Source organism: Nostoc sp. CmiVER01, from assembly GCF_034531135.2.
Classification (GTDB): domain Bacteria; phylum Cyanobacteriota; class Cyanobacteriia; order Cyanobacteriales; family Nostocaceae; genus Nostoc.
The window spans coordinates 1-15,611 of the sequence record NZ_JAVRBU020000013.1 but is presented as its reverse complement, the minus strand read 5'-3'; the positions used below and the strand labels follow the sequence as shown (position 1 = coordinate 15,611).

Genomic DNA, 15,611 nt, shown 5'->3' with positions numbered 1-15,611 from the left:
CCACACTTACCAATTACCAATTAGCTACTTTTAACCATCGTGCAATGCTATTTAGATTTGGCCTCCAAGTTTTCTAAACGGCTTCTCAATTCCTGATTTTGCTGTTTAAGTTGGTCAAAATCCTCACGCAATTGACGCAGGGTTTTTTCTGAACCAATATTCTTTTGCACCTTGGAAATTTCTTCTTCAGCGTAGCGACGCACACGCCCATCGGCTGTTTGTTCAGCTAGCGATCGCAAAATCCCCACTGCTTTAGGTGTTTCCATTTGTCCTAATGCTGCTGCTACCGCAACTTGCGTTAAAAAGAAGGTTTCTTTCGCTAGTTCTGTTAATTTTTCTAAAATCCGTTCTAAATTAACCGGACTTTGACCTACAGAAATCTTTCCTAAAGCGCGAATTGTGGCTAAACGTAGCGGTTGTGGTACACCGAGTTTGGTATATTCGATTAGCAAATTTAAAGCTGCTTCCGAGGTTTTGAATTCAGCTAAACCGGCAACCGCACCACTCCGAATCACTTCATTCCAACCCACCTTTTCTTCTAAAACGGATTTTAGCAGCTTTAATACCTTGTCTTCCTTGGGTTTATCTTCCAAGTTTGCAGATGCAATCGCCCCGATCACACGAGAAGCTGCTGCTTCCACGTAGTAGCTAGGATCGCCCTTTTGCACTAACCCTCTGACTGCTTTATAGCTTTCAGCAGTTTTGATTTGAGCAAGTGCTTCCACTACAGCTCGTCGTACGTAAGCATTTTTATCTTTTAACCCAAGAACTAAACCATTAAAGGCTTGGTCTAAATTGATTTGCGCTAGTTGTTTCGCCACCTCCACACGCACACCCCACAATGGGTCATTTTTTAGCGATGTAGATAGTGCAATAATAGCTTCTAATCCACCTTTTTTTGCCAAAGCTGCTGCTGCGTAAATACGTGAAATGGGGTCGTGATCAAATTCTAACTGTGCTTTTAACTCTGATATTGGATACTCTAACGCTACTGTTTTCAGATAATTATTCTCAACATCAAAGCTGATAAATTGGGGCTTATTTTCTAGGGGAAAGTAAAAGCTTTGTTCACGTTCATTTACTCGCACTACAAAAGTTTTTAGTTGTGAGTTAGGAGTTAGGAGTTTGGAATTATTTTTAACTCCTAACTCCTCACTCCTAACTTCTCCTTGTTGGGTATAGCCAAAACCAATAGGTATTTTTAAATCAAACAAATCCTTACTACCATTTTGACCTTCAGCAGCTTGGGTTTGAGTTACCGTGATTTTTGCTAATTTAGCATCCCCATCCCAAGAGTAAGCTACTTTAAAATCAGGATGACCACCACGAAAAACATATTGGTCAAAGAGGAATAAAAGATTATGTCCGGTAGCCTTTTCAATCGACCTGAGTAAGTCTACTGTTTCTACGGTTTTGTGGGCATTATCTTGAACAAATGTTTGGATAGCTTGCCAAAACAACTCATCTCCTAATTGGGCCCGAATCATGTGATAAACACAAGACCCTTTTTCGTAAATGTGGCGATCGTAAAGCTCAATAGCTTCCCGGTAAACATGTGTTACCATCGGGCGACGATAGCGACTGCTATCTTCACTTAAGTAACGACGAGCTTCTAATAAACGATAGTAAGCTGCTTCTTCTAAACTATATTCCTGTTCTGTCCACATCACCTCAGAATAAGAAGCCATCCCTTCCTTAATCCAAGCATGAGACCAATGCTTAATCACCACCAAATCACCAAACCACTGGTGCGCGAGTTCATGGACGACTAAACTTTCAGTATTACGGTTATCTAAAGCGGCGCGTTCATCCAGCAAGCATCTATCCGTTAATAGTGTTGTGGAGGTGTTTTCCATCCCGCCAAAGATGAAATCATCGACGCAAACCTGGGCGTATTTCGGGAAAGCATAAGGATAGCCATACTTTTGGCTCAGAAATTCGATCATGCGGGGAGTTTTGCCCATGCTGCGTTTAGCATCTTCCTCCCGTCCCTTTTCTACATAGTAGGTAACTGGTTTCCCATTCCACTCATCTTGAATTTCGGCAAAGTCACCTACTGCTAAAGTCATCAAGTAGGTAGGATGAACTTGTTGCTGTGACCAATGATAGATTTTGTAATCACCATCTTCTGTGGTGTTAATCAATTCGCCGTTAGAAATTGCTACGAGAGGGTTGGGGACACGAACGCGAATTTCGGAAGTGGACAGTTGTCCTGGATAATCAAAGCAGGGGAACCAAAAGCGAGAGTCTTCGTCTTCTCCTTGAGTCCAAACTTGAGTTGGCTTGTTTGGGTAGTGCTTGTCTGGTTGAATAAAGTAAAGACCGCGTTGCGGTTTTGTTACTGAATAGGCGATCGCAATTAGCAAGCGTTTACCACTTTGAGTCGCCTCAGCAAGTTGGATAGAAAGCTGTTCCCCGTCGTAGTCAAAATTTTGTGGCACTTTGTCCACCTGTACAGACTCGATATTCAGGTTGACAGCATCCAAAGTCAAACGATCAATGCCATTACGGATTGGTAAGAGGCGAATGCTACAATTGCCCTGGTAGCTTTGCTTGGGTATATCCAAGCTGAGATCCAGAAAAATATGCTCTACCTGTCCGGGGCGATCGGGGCTGTAGTGTGGTCTTGCTCCCGGTAACTCAAAAGGTTTGTGTACGTTATTATCTGTATCAAAATAAAACTTCGACATTGATCCTTACTGACCTTGTAATCCTGAAAAGTCTGGCTTGGCTGGATGTTGTTAAGTAAAATAGCGGTGTCTAAATATATTTCCCAAATTAATAGGGCATTATGGAGGTGAGAATTCCCTTTTGGGGGGGATTAAAATTAATCTCACCGGAATTTCCGAAGATTAGCTGGCGATCCTTGGACTTTTTTCCATATCCCTCCCGCATTTACTACTGATGTTTTGCACTTTTTTGGCATCAAGTCAAGAGTCTCTTGCACCTCGATAACTTTTAATTAAGTACAAACACTCCTAATTATTCTTATATAGGACTCCGATTCGATTTTTGAAAACATACTGAGACTGAAAAGCTCGTTTATCAGGGTTTTATCTGAAATTTTCCTTACAAATCAGACAGGAGTCCTATAACTTAGGATAGCTTGCCACTGTTGAGCAGGCTATTTTGTTTGAAATGAACAGCATATCATTTGCCGATTCGCTCCCCATCTCGTGAAAGTATTTTTTAGAGTAATTATTTTAGACTGCTAACTTACAGGACTACTAATTTTATCAGTAAATACCGATCAATGAGCGGAAATTATTAATAAATCCGAAAACTCTACAGTGACACTTGTATAAATCTCGGTGACAATCTGAGCAAAAGAGGATAACAAAATGCCTGAAAGTAAATCTAAGTTTCTCATTCCTGCTGTTGGTGCTGCTGTACTTGTCGCAGGAGGTATAGCAGCTTATACGTATTTTAAAGCCCCATCAGGAGCTAGCTCAGACGCTCTAGGCAGCGCTAAACTCGTACCTTCAACAGCATTGATGGCAACTTATATTACTACTGACTCTCAAGCTTGGGCAAAGTTACAGCAGTTTGGCACTCCAGAAGCACAAAAATTAGTGGCAAAAGGTCTGGAAAATTTCAATCAGCAAGTGTTCAGTGACAGTAACGTTTCTTATGAAAAAGATATAAAGCCTTGGGCTGGTGGTGTCATGATTGCTGTATTGCCACCTAATCCTGTTAAATCGGCGCAGTTGAAAGCATCTTTTCAAACACCTAATGCGCCAATCAATGTACAGCAGGAATCAAATATCTTGATCGTAGTGGGAATCAAGGACAAACTCAGCGCCTTGAATTTTGCTAACAAATTAAAGTCACAAAAAGGAGTTAAATTTCAAGAATCTGACTATAAAGGTCAAAAAATTATAGAAACTACAGAAAATAGCAAGCCAACATATAGCGTAGTTTTAAATAATAGTCACGTAGTATTAGCACCCGAAAAGCAAGCTATAGAAAAAGCAATTGACACCTTTAAAGGAGAGTCTTCTTTTGCCAGTAAAGAAGGTGCAAGCAGCATCCTTAACAAAAGAGTGGATGTCAAAAACAGCCTCGCCCAAATTTATGTACCAGATTATGCCGGCATGGTACAGCAATTAGCAGCCGGAAGCCCGCAGGCAAAGCAGTTACCTCCACAAGCGCTGACGCAACTTAGGCAGATAAAATCTGTGGTGGCGGGTGTTGGTGTTGATGATGCGGGAGTGCGGGTAAAAGCGATCGCTAATTTAGATCCGCAACTAAATAAATTTCAGTATCAATCAAGTCCGGGAAATATAGTTGGGCAATTTCCCACTGGTACTTTTGCTCTGATTAGTGGAAATGGTATCAGCCGTGGCTGGGAAACGCTAGTAGAAGAGTCAAAAAATTATCCAGAAATGAAACAAGGTCTTGAACAGGTGCGAGGACAATTGAAATTTGTCAATATTGACCTGGATAAAGATATTTTTGGCTGGATGAATGGGGAATTTGCCTTTGGTGCGATTCCATCTAATCAAGGGGTGTTAGCAAATGTTGGTTTTGGAGGTGCTTTAGTATTTGATACTAGCGATCGCAAAACTGCCGAAGCCACCTTCACGAAATTGGATACCCTTGCCAAAACCCAACAAATCAACGTTGCCAACAGAAATATTGGTGGGAAAGACGTAACTGAATGGCAAATCCCCAGACAGGGAGCTTTATTGTCACATGGTTGGCTAGATCAAGATACTGTATTTGTAGCTCTTGGTGGCCCAGTTGCTGAAGCAATCGGCGATCGCAAGAATCCATCTCTTGACAATAGCGATACCTTCAAAGCCGTTACGGGTTCTTTGCAAAAGCCCAACGGCGGCTATTTCTATCTAGATATGGACAAAACTCAAACTGTGCCTTTGATCAAGAGTTTAATCTCATCTGACGCCAACGCTATCACAATCCTGAGTTCCATTCGTGGTCTTGGTTTTACCGCTAATAGCCCTGATAAATCTACCAGTGAATTGGAGATGTTGTTAGCTCTCAAGCCTACTGCAAAGTAGGCCATGGGACAAAACAGTTACGTTAGCGGATAGCTAGGGTTTAGCCTGTCTCGAGTTCCGTGTAAATAAGTGAGATTCCTAACTCAGCACTGGCTAAAGTCCGGCTACCACTAACAGCGCTATTGAGGAGGATTGGTGATTAATTATGCTCCTCTACCACCTCATCCTCCCACTCCTAATCCCTTTACTACTCACAAAACTTGATTATTCCGAGTTTCCAAGGTTTGATTGAGTCTATCCAAAGCGCCAGTCAATCTTTCTTGGGCTACAAGGTTAGGATCTGGCAATGGTTCATCGGCTACTTCTTCTTGTCTCTTGAATTTTTGTAAGGCTCGAATTGCCACAAATAAAACTAAGGCAATAATTACAAAGTCAACTATTGCGCCAAGAAAGTGACCAATCTTGATTCCCGGGCCAATGGCGATTGTTCTCCAGTCTTTGCCAGCAAAACTAACCAGGGGATTAATCAATGGCATGATCACATCTTCAACAAAGGAAGTGACAATTTTGCCAAAAGCACCACCAATGATCACAGCGATCGCCAAGTCAACTACATGGCCTTTCAGGGCAAATTCTTGAAAATCTTTTAAAAAGCCAGTTGCTCTTCTTCTTGCTCTGCCCATATTTGACTCCAATCAGCTGAACTTACTGTACTTTTCTTTATAAATGACACTCAGTTTTTTGCCATTCTTGTTGAGAGAAATGTTGCTAAGTATCAAAATTTTACCAGTCTTGAATAAAATTCTCTGATAAATACAAAATGTAAACCAGTATGATTTAAATCTTCTCAGAAGTTTGCTGCTCTGCAAATGTCAACTTTCTATAATATTTGTTGCTTGGGGCAAGTCAAAGGAGACAGACTGCCGTTATACAATTCAATTCATTTCTAGACTGCTGTCTAGCAAGTATGTCATAAGTAAAAAAGGCTGTTGAACGCAAATTAATTTATGACCACTACAGTAAACACTAATCCTGGTTTAGCTTCGCGTTTGGTAAATGGCGTACTGGCAATCAAACCTTTAGCCAACCTAGCCAAACACCAAGCTAGACAAATGATGATTAAACGTGCTGAAAGAATTGGCGTGCCTTGGACGCAAGAAGTCGAAACACTACAGGCGCGTGATTGGAAGGCTGATCTAGCTCAAGTAGAAAATCCTCAGCTTTCCTACCCAGAATACTATTTGCGGTCATTCCATGCCTATGAAGGTGGAAACCTAAGTTGGAAAGCCGCTTGTGAGCTAGAAGTTGCTGCCCGTACTGTCCATGCTGGAATTTGGCAAAATGCTGGAGCGGAAGGAGATGCTAAACTGCGCCAAAGTTACCACGATATCCTCAAAGTGCAAATCCTCAATCAACCCCAAGACATCCTCGATGTGGCTTGTGGTGTGGGTTTAAGTACATTTACCATGCAAGAAATTTATCCCCATGCCAAAATTACAGGCTTAGATTTATCTCCCTACTTCTTAGCCGTTGCCAATTACCGCGCTGGGCAACGTCAAGCTAAAATAAACTGGCTTCATGCCCAAGCGGAATCTACCGGGCTACCTAATGCCTCTTTTGATTTAGTTTCCATTTTCCTGATGTGCCACGAATTACCCCAATCGCCAACTCGACAGATTTTAGCTGAAATGCGGCGCTTGCTGCGTCCGGGTGGCTACTTGGCAATCATGGACATGAATCCAAAATCTGAAGTTTACCAAAAAATGCCAGCCTATATTTTGACTTTGCTCAAAAGTACAGAACCGTATTTAGATGAATATTTCGGTTTAGATATTGAGCAAGCTATTGTTGAAGCAGATTTCCAAACTCCCACTATCATTAACAATACCCACCGTCACCGCACAGTACTTGCTCAGGTGAGTGGTTGATTTTTCTTTACTGCTCTGGGCAGCAATACCACCTTTGCTGCTGCTAGGCTACTACTACTGTAGAGTGCCATTTGCCCCACCTTTGTTAAAGTTGCTGATGTTTTTTATCATCGGCGCAATATCTGGTATCTTAGCCCTTAGCCTCGAATGGATTTTTGAAATTGTAGTCAACAGGGTTGTAGACTGGCATCAGATCAAGCTATGTCTGCCGACAAGTCGCTGCGCTACACTTCCTGGAATAGCCTTGCGGCAGCTTGTGGAAGTAGGCCCAATTGAAGAAGGTTGCAAGTTTGTAGCGGTTGTTGTCCCAATCTACTATTTGCAACGCAAGTATCGATTATTTGCATCTACCGTTTTCCTCTTCACCATAGCCGTTGCCCTTGGATTCACTGCCGAAGAAAATTGGATTTACCTTTTCCACGATACAGCCTCAATTCTAGACCGTATAATCGGTATGCCAGTCCACGCCATGTTCTCTGCACCTTGGGGATATGCTTTAGGAATCTATATTTCCTCGAACATTCGGTTAAATCAAGACAAAACGTTCATTTTTAGGGCTTGGCTAAATTCTGTAATCTGTCATGCCCTAGTTAATGTTTTATCAAGTGCTTGGCGTTACTCACTGCCTTTAGGTTTCCTGAGTTATGGTTTATTCCCATTTCTCTTGTGGATGTTTTGGCGACTAGAACAATTACTGCGAAAAGTGCAAGGCAAACCCGCCATTACCCTGATTTCAGGCCATACACCCCAACACCGTTACTGGCAGAGGAGTTTAGTGCTGTTTGCCCTCATAATGGGTGGAAATGCTGTTTTTGGGCTGTTTCTTTTAGTCAGGATTCTTAGTCCCTTGAGTCCGTCAAAGCTTTTTGATGTTTATATTTTGTGGTTTATAATTAGTCGCTTTTCACTAAATCTCTTTTTCGGAGTTTTAGCTTGGGGCATTTATCGGTATTTGCGACATTCCGCTCGTCGTCGGTATTTTTAAAATATGATTTAGAAAAATGCTAGGGGGTTTCTATGCAAACAACTCCAGTGCGTTGGACGACTGCTGATCTAGAACTATTTGCTGGCGATCGCAAAAATCGTTATGAGATTATTGATGGAGAACTATTTGTGACCAAATCACCTAGTTGGGATCATCAATCAAGTTGTGGCAATATTGTTACAGTTCTTAACAATTGGTCAGATGAAACTGGTTTAGGTAAAGCTGCGATCGCACCTGGAATTATTTTCTCAGATTCTGACAATGTGATCCCTGATGTGGTCTGGGCAAGTCATGAACGCTTAAAAAACTTACTAGATGAAGCTGGACATCTCACAGGCGCACCGGAGTTAGTTGTAGAGGTTTTATCCCCCGGTGAAAAAAACCAAAAACGCGACAAAGAAACAAAGCTAAAGCTGTATTCAGTCCAAGGTGTTCAAGAATATTGGATTTGCGATTCTATACAAAAGAAAGTTGAGGTTTATCGCCGTGAACAGGCTGCATTAAAGTTGGCAGCTACTTTATTTAGTCAAGATGAGTTAACAAGTTCTTTGCTACCTGGTTTCAACTGTTTAGTAAGTAAACTTTTTTAGGTGGGCATTGGGGAGCCAGTGCGTTGGGCGGCTCTGCCGACTTGAAGCAACTGGCGTCATTGGGATGATATCAGTTCCCTATGTCCTATGCCTAACTAAATTTTCAATTACCTAAATGCTTGCTAATACTGGCTGATTCGCAGTTGCGCTGACTGAATTTGATTCAGATTCAGTACAGTAGATTTCACAAGAGTTATTGGGACTTTCAATCAGTTTCACTTTGTAAAGTTTAGCTCCCAATTCTTGAATAGGCGATCGCAGTAAATTACTAATGTAAAGAGCGATATTCTCAGCAGTGGGAACAACTTCAGCAAAGTAGGGAATGTCTTTGTTTAAAAAGGTGTGATCGAATGGCTCAACCACATAATCTTCTATTACTTGGTTCAAAGCACCTAAGTCAACAATCATCCCTGTCCGTGGGTCAATTTCCCCTTTCACAGTGACTTCTAAATGATAATTGTGTCCGTGACCGTGGGGACGAGCGCACTTACCATAAATCTCAGTGTTTTCTTCGTTACTGAGGTTAGGATGAGCTAGCCGATGGGCGGCGCTAAAGTGAGTACTGATATTGAGGTAGGCTTCCATTGCGTTTCCCGTATAATCTGCCCAAAGTTCAGGATGTTCAAATAACTGCACACGGACTAAAGGCAAGTGTGGTGCTAGTCGCTGCCAAATAATCCGTGCAATATTCTCAGTAGTAGGCAGACTTTGTTGAAATTCTGCCCACGCATCGTTGAGATAAGAGAAGTCCAATTGACTGGTAACTTCCCGTTTAATTACGTGTTTCACATCAGACAAGTTCAGCACCATGCCATATTCATCCAATTCCCCGGCTAGGGAGATAAATAAGACATAGTTATGCCCGTGTCCTGGAAATCTAGAGCAAGCACCAAATTTCTCAATATTCTCAGCTTCACTCAGTTCTGGCAACCAATAACGATGGCTTGCCGAAAACTGGGCGCGGCGGTTAACAATACATTGCATGAGTACACTATGAGCAGAATTTAAAATTTCTTAATCTTTCTCTGCTTCCAGCATAAACTAATTCTTAAGTTATGTGTTATTAGTTATTAGTCATTAGTCCTTTGGCATCCAGCGAAATTTACCCATGCCCAATTCTCAATGACTATGTAACAGATGCTTGTGCCTCACAGTGTAATCTCGAAGCTATACGGAATAGTTCATGACCTGTGTGTAAATAACGCTCATCGTAGTTCAAAGGAAAGTAACCTAATTCATCGAGTCCATCTCCTACTTGATCGAGGCTGTAGTAAAGGTGAGCGGCTGTTCTTGCTAAACTAGGCGGATTCGGTAGGGAGCGAAAAGTAGTTTGTGCCTGCTTGAGGTCATCTCGACAGGTTTTTAAGTATTCCTGAAATTCATCTAACAACTCATCATCAAAAGGATCAGCAGCTAATTGCTCCATTTGTTCTTCTAAGGAATAAAGAATGGTACAAAGCAAGCGATTTACTGGTTGGTAAACTTGGCGCAGCCATTCCTCAACTTGCTCGTCAACATCGCGTCCAGTTTTTCGTGTTGTCTGGTAATGCTTTTGCGCTGATGCTGTACGCTGTTGGCGATCGCTATTTAATTTTTGAGAGTCATCTTGCAGTTGTTGGTCATAATCGCGGCGATTTTGGTTGTCGCCTAAGACTTCATAAGCTGCATTGATGCGAATTATCTGCTCTTGGTCGGCACTTTCCTGATTGCTGTCAGGATGAAATAACTTAACCAAGCGGCGATAGGCTTGCTTAATTTCCGCAAGGCTTGCACTTGGACTAACTTTGAGAGTTTCGTAATGGTTAGAAACGTGCTTAGAATTGACCATTAATTGAATTTATCGTTAGCTGATGCTAGCGGCTAACCTTGTTTCCAGGTCTTGGAACAACGGTGTACTCAAATACCTCTCACCAAAACTAGGCTGAATCATCACAATTAAACGTCCCTTATTTTCTTGGCGTTGGGCGACGCGAATTGCTGCACATAAAGCTGCTCCACTGGAAATACCAGATAGTAGCCCTTCTTCTTTTGCCAAACGCCGACTATAAGCGATCGCTTCTTCATCGGTGACAGTAATCACTTCATCAATCAATTTTATCTTAAGAACTTGGGGAATAAACCCAGCCCCAATCCCTTGAATTTTATGTGGCCCTGGTCGTCCCCCAGATAAAACTGGGCTATTGGATGGTTCAACTGCGATCGCCTTAAAACTAGGCTTGCGTGCTTTAATCACTTCTGCTACACCAGTGATCGTACCACCTGTGCCCACCCCTGCTACGATCATATCTACTTGTCCATCGGTATCTTCCCAAATTTCTTCTGCTGTAGTTTCCCGATGCATTTTTGCATTGGCTGGATTGCGGAATTGCTGCAACATATAAGTATTTGGCATAGTATTAACTATTTGTTGCGCCCGCCCAATTGCCCCACTCATACCTTCCATCCCTGACGTTAATTCCAGTTCTGCTCCATAAGCTCGCAACATCGCCCGGCGCTCCGCACTCATTGTCTCTGGCATTGTCAAAATTAACCGATAACCCTTAGCTGCTGCTGCCATTGCTAGGGCAATTCCTGTGTTTCCAGAAGTAGGTTCTACTAATATTGTTTTCCCAGAAGTAATCAGCCCCTCTTCTTCGGCGGCGTTAATCATACTCACCCCAATCCGATCTTTGACTGATGCCGATGGGTTCATACTTTCCAATTTCACTATAATTTCGGCAACACACCCTTCTGTTTGGGGAATGCGGTTCAATTGCACCAGGGGTGTACGACCAACCAGTTCTGTAATGTTACAAGCAATTCGCATAATTTAGCCCTTAGTTATTTAGTCAAAAGTCATTTATTAATCCTGTTCGGCTTTCTCGTTCCCAGATTTTTTATTTAATCCCTTCTTCCAAGGGGAGACGCTGCGCGAACGGGTGACGCTCCTACCTCTCGTAGAGAAGCCATGCCGTTGGCAAAGCCTCTCTAAGAGTTGGCTTTACGTTGCCCTAACAGCAGTCGCTCATAGGGAAAAACCCCAGACGCTCGATAACTTGCTAACGCTGCGCTATCGCCCTTGGCGTCTCCCCTTGAGAGAAGACCGCGCTGCTTTACCAAAATTCAAAATTCCTCTTGAAAAGTTCTGTTCACTAAAAAGCGACGCTTAGACTTTTCCCAAAATTAAAACTGCCAGAGTTAGAAATTTTTAATTCTTAACTTAGAACTTTTAACTCACCACTCCTAACTTTTATAGTATACTCCGGTTAACTACTGGGGTTTCTTGCTACTACTAACAACAAAAAGCCCCGCCTAATGGCGGGGAACAATAAAGTTAAATTATTGCCAGATTGTCAATACTCTAGAAGGTGAAAGTTGTTCTAAGCGTACCGATAATTGCATCATCGTTATCGCTGTTTTGACCAGGAGAAGTCAAGTAAATTACACCAGGAGTAATTGAGACGTTATCTGACACGCGATACTTATAAAAGCCTTCAAAGTGATAGGGTATATCATTGTTACCACCAAAACCTGGCCGGTTAAACGAATAAGGTTCTGCACCAGCAAAAAGACCTAAGACGTTACCCTTTTTACCAAAATCAGGTAATGCTACCCCTAAACCGTAGCTCCAAGCTTGATAATCATCATTTGCACCAAAGCCGGTGACATCGTGGTAAGAGACAAAGCCACTAACTGACAGCTTGTCACTAGGTCTAAACGCAGCCTCCACACCATAGGAATTGCTCACACCTGCGTTTTGTAGAGTGTTAGCTTGATTAGTACCTACTGCAACAGAAGATCCAAAAGCGTTGTTTACGTTTGATGAAGTACCGGAGTTAAACAAGAAATTGCCTGCGGTATTATATCCGTGGACGTAGGTAGCCGCTAAAGCCAAGCGATTACCAACACTAAAGTTCAACTGTCCAAGAGCTGCGTAATCGCCGTTGGTTAGACCTGAACTCAGACCAGGATTATTAGCATTAGATGCCAAGTAACCCGCAGTGATTGAGCTATTTCCTAGAATACCCTGACCTTTACCAAGGGGTAGATTCAGCGCTATACCTGCACCACCACCAATCCGATAGATGGGGCTTTCAGAAGCCAAGGTAGATAAAGCGCCGTTACCACCATCAGTTTGATCGAAAAAGTAAGGATTATTGACGGATGCATAATGGCTGTGTCGTCCGCCAGCAGCTGCTAAGTAAACGTTGGCTGGACCTATAGGAACTTCATAAGTCAAACGATCTATATTGACACTGTTGTTACCATTGTTATTGCCAACTTGAAACGTTTGTGTACCTTCAGCAGTCCTGATCTGATTCCCACCGTTATCAAGTTGTGTAAAAGCTGTTGCATTACCTGCTGCCAGACGTGTATGTAAAATGTCTCTACCAGTGAAGCTGGTTTGCAAGTCTAAACGTACCCGATCTTGGAAGACAGTGTTGTTATTGTCGCCACTGTTACCTCCAAACACATCACTAACGCCAAAAATTGCTTCACCAACTAGTTTAGTGGTAGTGGAGAACTGATTAGCTTCCAATTCAGCAGTCCGCGCTTCTAAGGAATCTACACGACCACGTAGGGTTGCTAATTCTGCCGAAAATTCTTCTTGCAACCGTTGTAAAGTAGCTAAATCTTGTTTAGTAACTAGGTCAGCTGTTGCTGTGGCAATCAATTCGTTAACCCGATCCAAACAGGCGTTCAAACCTGCGGCAAATTCATAACGGGTCAAAGCACGATTACCGCGATAAGTAGCATTTGGGTAACCTGCAATACAACCATACCGCTCAACCAAGGACTGCAATGCTTGGAATGCCCAGTCAGTGGGTTGTACATCAGAAAATTGAGAAACCGATGTTACTTGAGACTGAGAATTATTTTGGTTACCTTCGTTGCTGTAGCGATTAACTTCATCAATGGTTGTTTGAGCCAATGTTTCTGGCTGTTGGGTAACTTCAGTTACACCTGGTTGTGCAGCTGGTAATACTTCAGTGGTCTTGTTTGGAGCCGCCATTGCGGTTGCCGAAACTAACAATGTTGCTCCCAAAACTGCTGGGCTAACCACTAAGGATTTCCACAATATACTAGACATCTTCTCTTAACTCCTCACACCTTGTTTAGATAATTGGTTTCGTTACACCTAATTCTCAAAAATGCGACATCTGATTGAAACCTGTGGATGAGGCATAGTTGCCACTACTACAATTTTAGTTTTTGCAAAGCTAAATAAACGATTAACTTAGGGTTAAAAACTTATCTGATTAACTTATGCAAAAACATATCTTTATATCATAACATTATAAAACATCGGATCTAGATGACAAGATTAGAGTGATCGCCTTAAGAACTGTCACATATAATTATCTAAATATCTCAACAGAGAGTAGGCTTTAGGGCATTCACTGGCTACGCAGGCTAAATTGGCCAAAGCTTAGACACTTAGCAGATTGTGAGTAAACATTCCTTCTTGCACTTAGACCTACTGAAATTTGCATAGAAATAAAAACATACTGACTCAGCTATACAAATTTAGGCAAAGTCTTTATGCGAGGTAGTTTATCTGCTATTGCGATCGCAAACACCAGCAGCTTATGAATCAAAAGTTTTGAAACCAGCGCACTCCAAACCAAAACCTGTACTTCTAATCTTAAAGCTTCCTACATTCTGCGTCTGCCGTCGCTGTGACTTCCAGTTAAGTATTTAAAGATGTCAGAATAATCAGAATAAATTACTTAGTTAATTTGGGAAATCGCCTGTGCTAAATCAAAGTCAGCCTGCGTCAGCCCACCTGCATCATGTGTTGTGAGTGCAATCTTCACTTTGTTGTAGGAAATTTCTAAATCTGGATGATGTCCTACCGACTCCGCAGGCTCCACCAGCTTATTAACAAACTCAATTGCTTGGATAAAATCCTTGAATGTGCGGGTAATCTCTAAGTTGGAGCCTTTAACAGTCCAACCGGACAGAACCTTTGCACTTTCTTGAATTTCTGCCTCAGTTAGTAGTTGTGCCATATCAAAAAAGCCACATTACATCTTTAACGTTAGATAAAATTCCTTTTGTTCTCCATAGAAAAACGATGCGAGGAGCAACTAGAGCATAAGACATGTATCTATATTTAAATTAGACTTAATGAATAGACTCTATTGCTTACATCTAGTTAGAACCCAAGGTTTAATGCAAAATATTTTTATTTTTAATCTAAAGTTAAAAAAGTTACCCACAAAAGACTATCCGCTCTGAGTTAGATCAGATAATCTATCTCAGAGCGGTCTAGCGGGTCTTCAGGTTGCAACCAGACTGCCGGAAGGAACTCCGAGCTTGCCTAGCTAATTGAGCTAACTTAGTATCTCAAAGATAACTAAGGCTAACTTTTAGAGAACAGCCCCGGCACACAGCCGGCTAACTGCAACCTGATGACCCATGCATTTACTACTTTCTATCATGGGCATCACCTCCTTGTTGCCTAAGCGGTCTTAGTCTCAAAAGGGCAGAGCATTTGCTCCGGGTTTATAACCTTCATATAAGATAACACATAAATTTATAGATATTAACGATATATAAAAAATAAAAAAATCCCCCACCAAAAGGCAGGAGATGACTGGAGAATGGGGAATATTGACACTTTATTGGCTTATGCAAAAGAGATTATTTAATCTAGTTAGTGTCAATTTTCGGCAACCACAACCATGACTTGAGTCATGATCAGCTTTCAATATTAGAGAGCGTTACCGCGAGGTAGAACTTCCTCAGGGAATACAAATTGTTCGTGGGGTTGATCTTGAGGAGCCATCCAAGCGCGGATACCCTCGTTGAGCAAAATGTTTTTGGTATAGAAGGTTTCAAACTCTGGGTCTTCCGCCGCCCGTAATTCTTGGGAGACGAAATCATAAGCCCGCAGGTTGAGTGCCAAACCGACGATGCCGACGGCGCTCATCCACAAGCCTGTGACTGGCACGAACAACATGAAGAAGTGCAACCAGCGTTTGTTTGAGAAGGCAATACCGAAAATCTGTGACCAGAAACGGTTTGCCGTCACCATTGAGTAGGTTTCTTCTGACTGGGTTGGATTGAAGGCACGGAAGGTGTTAGCACCATCTCCGTCTTCAAACAAGGTGTTTTCGACTGTGGCACCGTGAATGGCGCACAGTAGCGCACCACCCAATAC

Annotated in this window: 12 protein-coding genes and 1 pseudogene; 5 read left to right on the top strand and 8 right to left on the bottom strand. The window is 42.2% G+C overall.

Going from position 1 to position 15,611, the window contains the following annotated elements; translation table 11 throughout:
- Window positions 1–47: 47 nt before the first annotated feature.
- On the bottom strand, window positions 48–2,690 hold the full coding sequence (locus tag RMZ43_RS22440) for a M1 family metallopeptidase (protein ID WP_322653530.1): 2,643 nt from the start codon (window positions 2,688–2,690) through the stop codon (window positions 48–50).
- 651 nt (window positions 2,691–3,341) lie between these two features.
- On the opposite strand from RMZ43_RS22440, the gene RMZ43_RS22435 reads away from it, so the two are divergent.
- Window positions 3,342–5,021 (top strand): DUF3352 domain-containing protein, encoded by a 1,680-nt coding sequence (locus RMZ43_RS22435; protein ID WP_322653529.1) that lies wholly within the window; start codon window positions 3,342–3,344, stop codon window positions 5,019–5,021.
- 191 nt (window positions 5,022–5,212) lie between these two features.
- Here RMZ43_RS22435 and mscL read toward each other — a convergent pair whose 3' ends face one another.
- Window positions 5,213–5,644, bottom strand: coding sequence for a large conductance mechanosensitive channel protein MscL (gene mscL, locus RMZ43_RS22430; RefSeq protein WP_322653528.1), 432 nt, complete (start codon window positions 5,642–5,644; stop codon window positions 5,213–5,215).
- Window positions 5,645–5,968: 324 nt separating this feature from the next.
- Between mscL and RMZ43_RS22425 the strand changes: the two genes are divergently transcribed.
- Genes RMZ43_RS22425 through RMZ43_RS22415 form a run of 3 tightly spaced genes read left to right on the top strand, consistent with a single transcriptional unit; the run spans window position 5,969 to window position 8,464 of the window.
- Window positions 5,969–6,889, top strand: coding sequence for a class I SAM-dependent methyltransferase (locus RMZ43_RS22425; protein ID WP_322653527.1), 921 nt, complete (start codon window positions 5,969–5,971; stop codon window positions 6,887–6,889).
- Window positions 6,882–7,874: a PrsW family intramembrane metalloprotease gene (locus RMZ43_RS22420; protein ID WP_322653526.1), complete on the top strand. Its 993-nt coding sequence runs from the start codon at window positions 6,882–6,884 to the stop codon at window positions 7,872–7,874. Before RMZ43_RS22425 ends, RMZ43_RS22420 begins: the two co-directional genes overlap by 8 nt.
- Before the next feature lie 32 nt (window positions 7,875–7,906).
- A complete protein-coding gene (locus RMZ43_RS22415) occupies window positions 7,907–8,464 on the top strand; it encodes a Uma2 family endonuclease (RefSeq protein WP_322653525.1) in 558 nt (185 codons plus the stop codon).
- A 111-nt stretch (window positions 8,465–8,575) separates the two neighbouring features.
- Here the strand turns inward: RMZ43_RS22415 and RMZ43_RS22410 are convergent, their stop codons facing one another.
- The 3 genes from RMZ43_RS22410 to cysK all read right to left on the bottom strand — a co-directional run bounded on the left by RMZ43_RS22410 (window position 8,576) and on the right by cysK (window position 11,270).
- Window positions 8,576–9,448, bottom strand: coding sequence for a 6-carboxytetrahydropterin synthase (locus RMZ43_RS22410; RefSeq protein WP_322653524.1), 873 nt, complete (start codon window positions 9,446–9,448; stop codon window positions 8,576–8,578).
- 142 nt (window positions 9,449–9,590) lie between these two features.
- A complete protein-coding gene (locus tag RMZ43_RS22405) occupies window positions 9,591–10,292 on the bottom strand; it encodes a J domain-containing protein (RefSeq protein ID WP_322653523.1) in 702 nt (233 codons plus the stop codon).
- Window positions 10,293–10,307: 15 nt separating this feature from the next.
- Window positions 10,308–11,270 (bottom strand): cysteine synthase A, encoded by a 963-nt coding sequence (cysK, locus tag RMZ43_RS22400; protein WP_322653522.1) that lies wholly within the window; start codon window positions 11,268–11,270, stop codon window positions 10,308–10,310.
- Window positions 11,271–11,382: 112 nt separating this feature from the next.
- Here cysK and RMZ43_RS22395 point away from each other — a divergent pair, with 112 nt between their 5' ends.
- The gene (locus tag RMZ43_RS22395; RefSeq protein ID WP_322653521.1) at window positions 11,383–11,613 is read left to right on the top strand and encodes a hypothetical protein; all 231 of its coding nucleotides are present in this window, start codon (window positions 11,383–11,385) and stop codon (window positions 11,611–11,613) included.
- A 191-nt stretch (window positions 11,614–11,804) separates the two neighbouring features.
- Here the strand turns inward: RMZ43_RS22395 and RMZ43_RS22390 are convergent, their stop codons facing one another.
- From RMZ43_RS22390 to RMZ43_RS22380, 3 genes and pseudogenes are all read right to left on the bottom strand, one after another.
- Entirely contained in the window at window positions 11,805–13,535 is a 1,731-nt protein-coding gene (locus RMZ43_RS22390) for an iron uptake porin (protein ID WP_322653520.1), read from the bottom strand.
- A 640-nt stretch (window positions 13,536–14,175) separates the two neighbouring features.
- Window positions 14,176–14,457: a 4a-hydroxytetrahydrobiopterin dehydratase gene (locus RMZ43_RS22385; protein WP_322649297.1), complete on the bottom strand. Its 282-nt coding sequence runs from the start codon at window positions 14,455–14,457 to the stop codon at window positions 14,176–14,178.
- Window positions 14,458–15,161: 704 nt separating this feature from the next.
- Window positions 15,162–15,611, bottom strand: a pseudogene (locus tag RMZ43_RS22380) (photosystem II D2 protein (photosystem q(a) protein)); the annotation flags it as partial.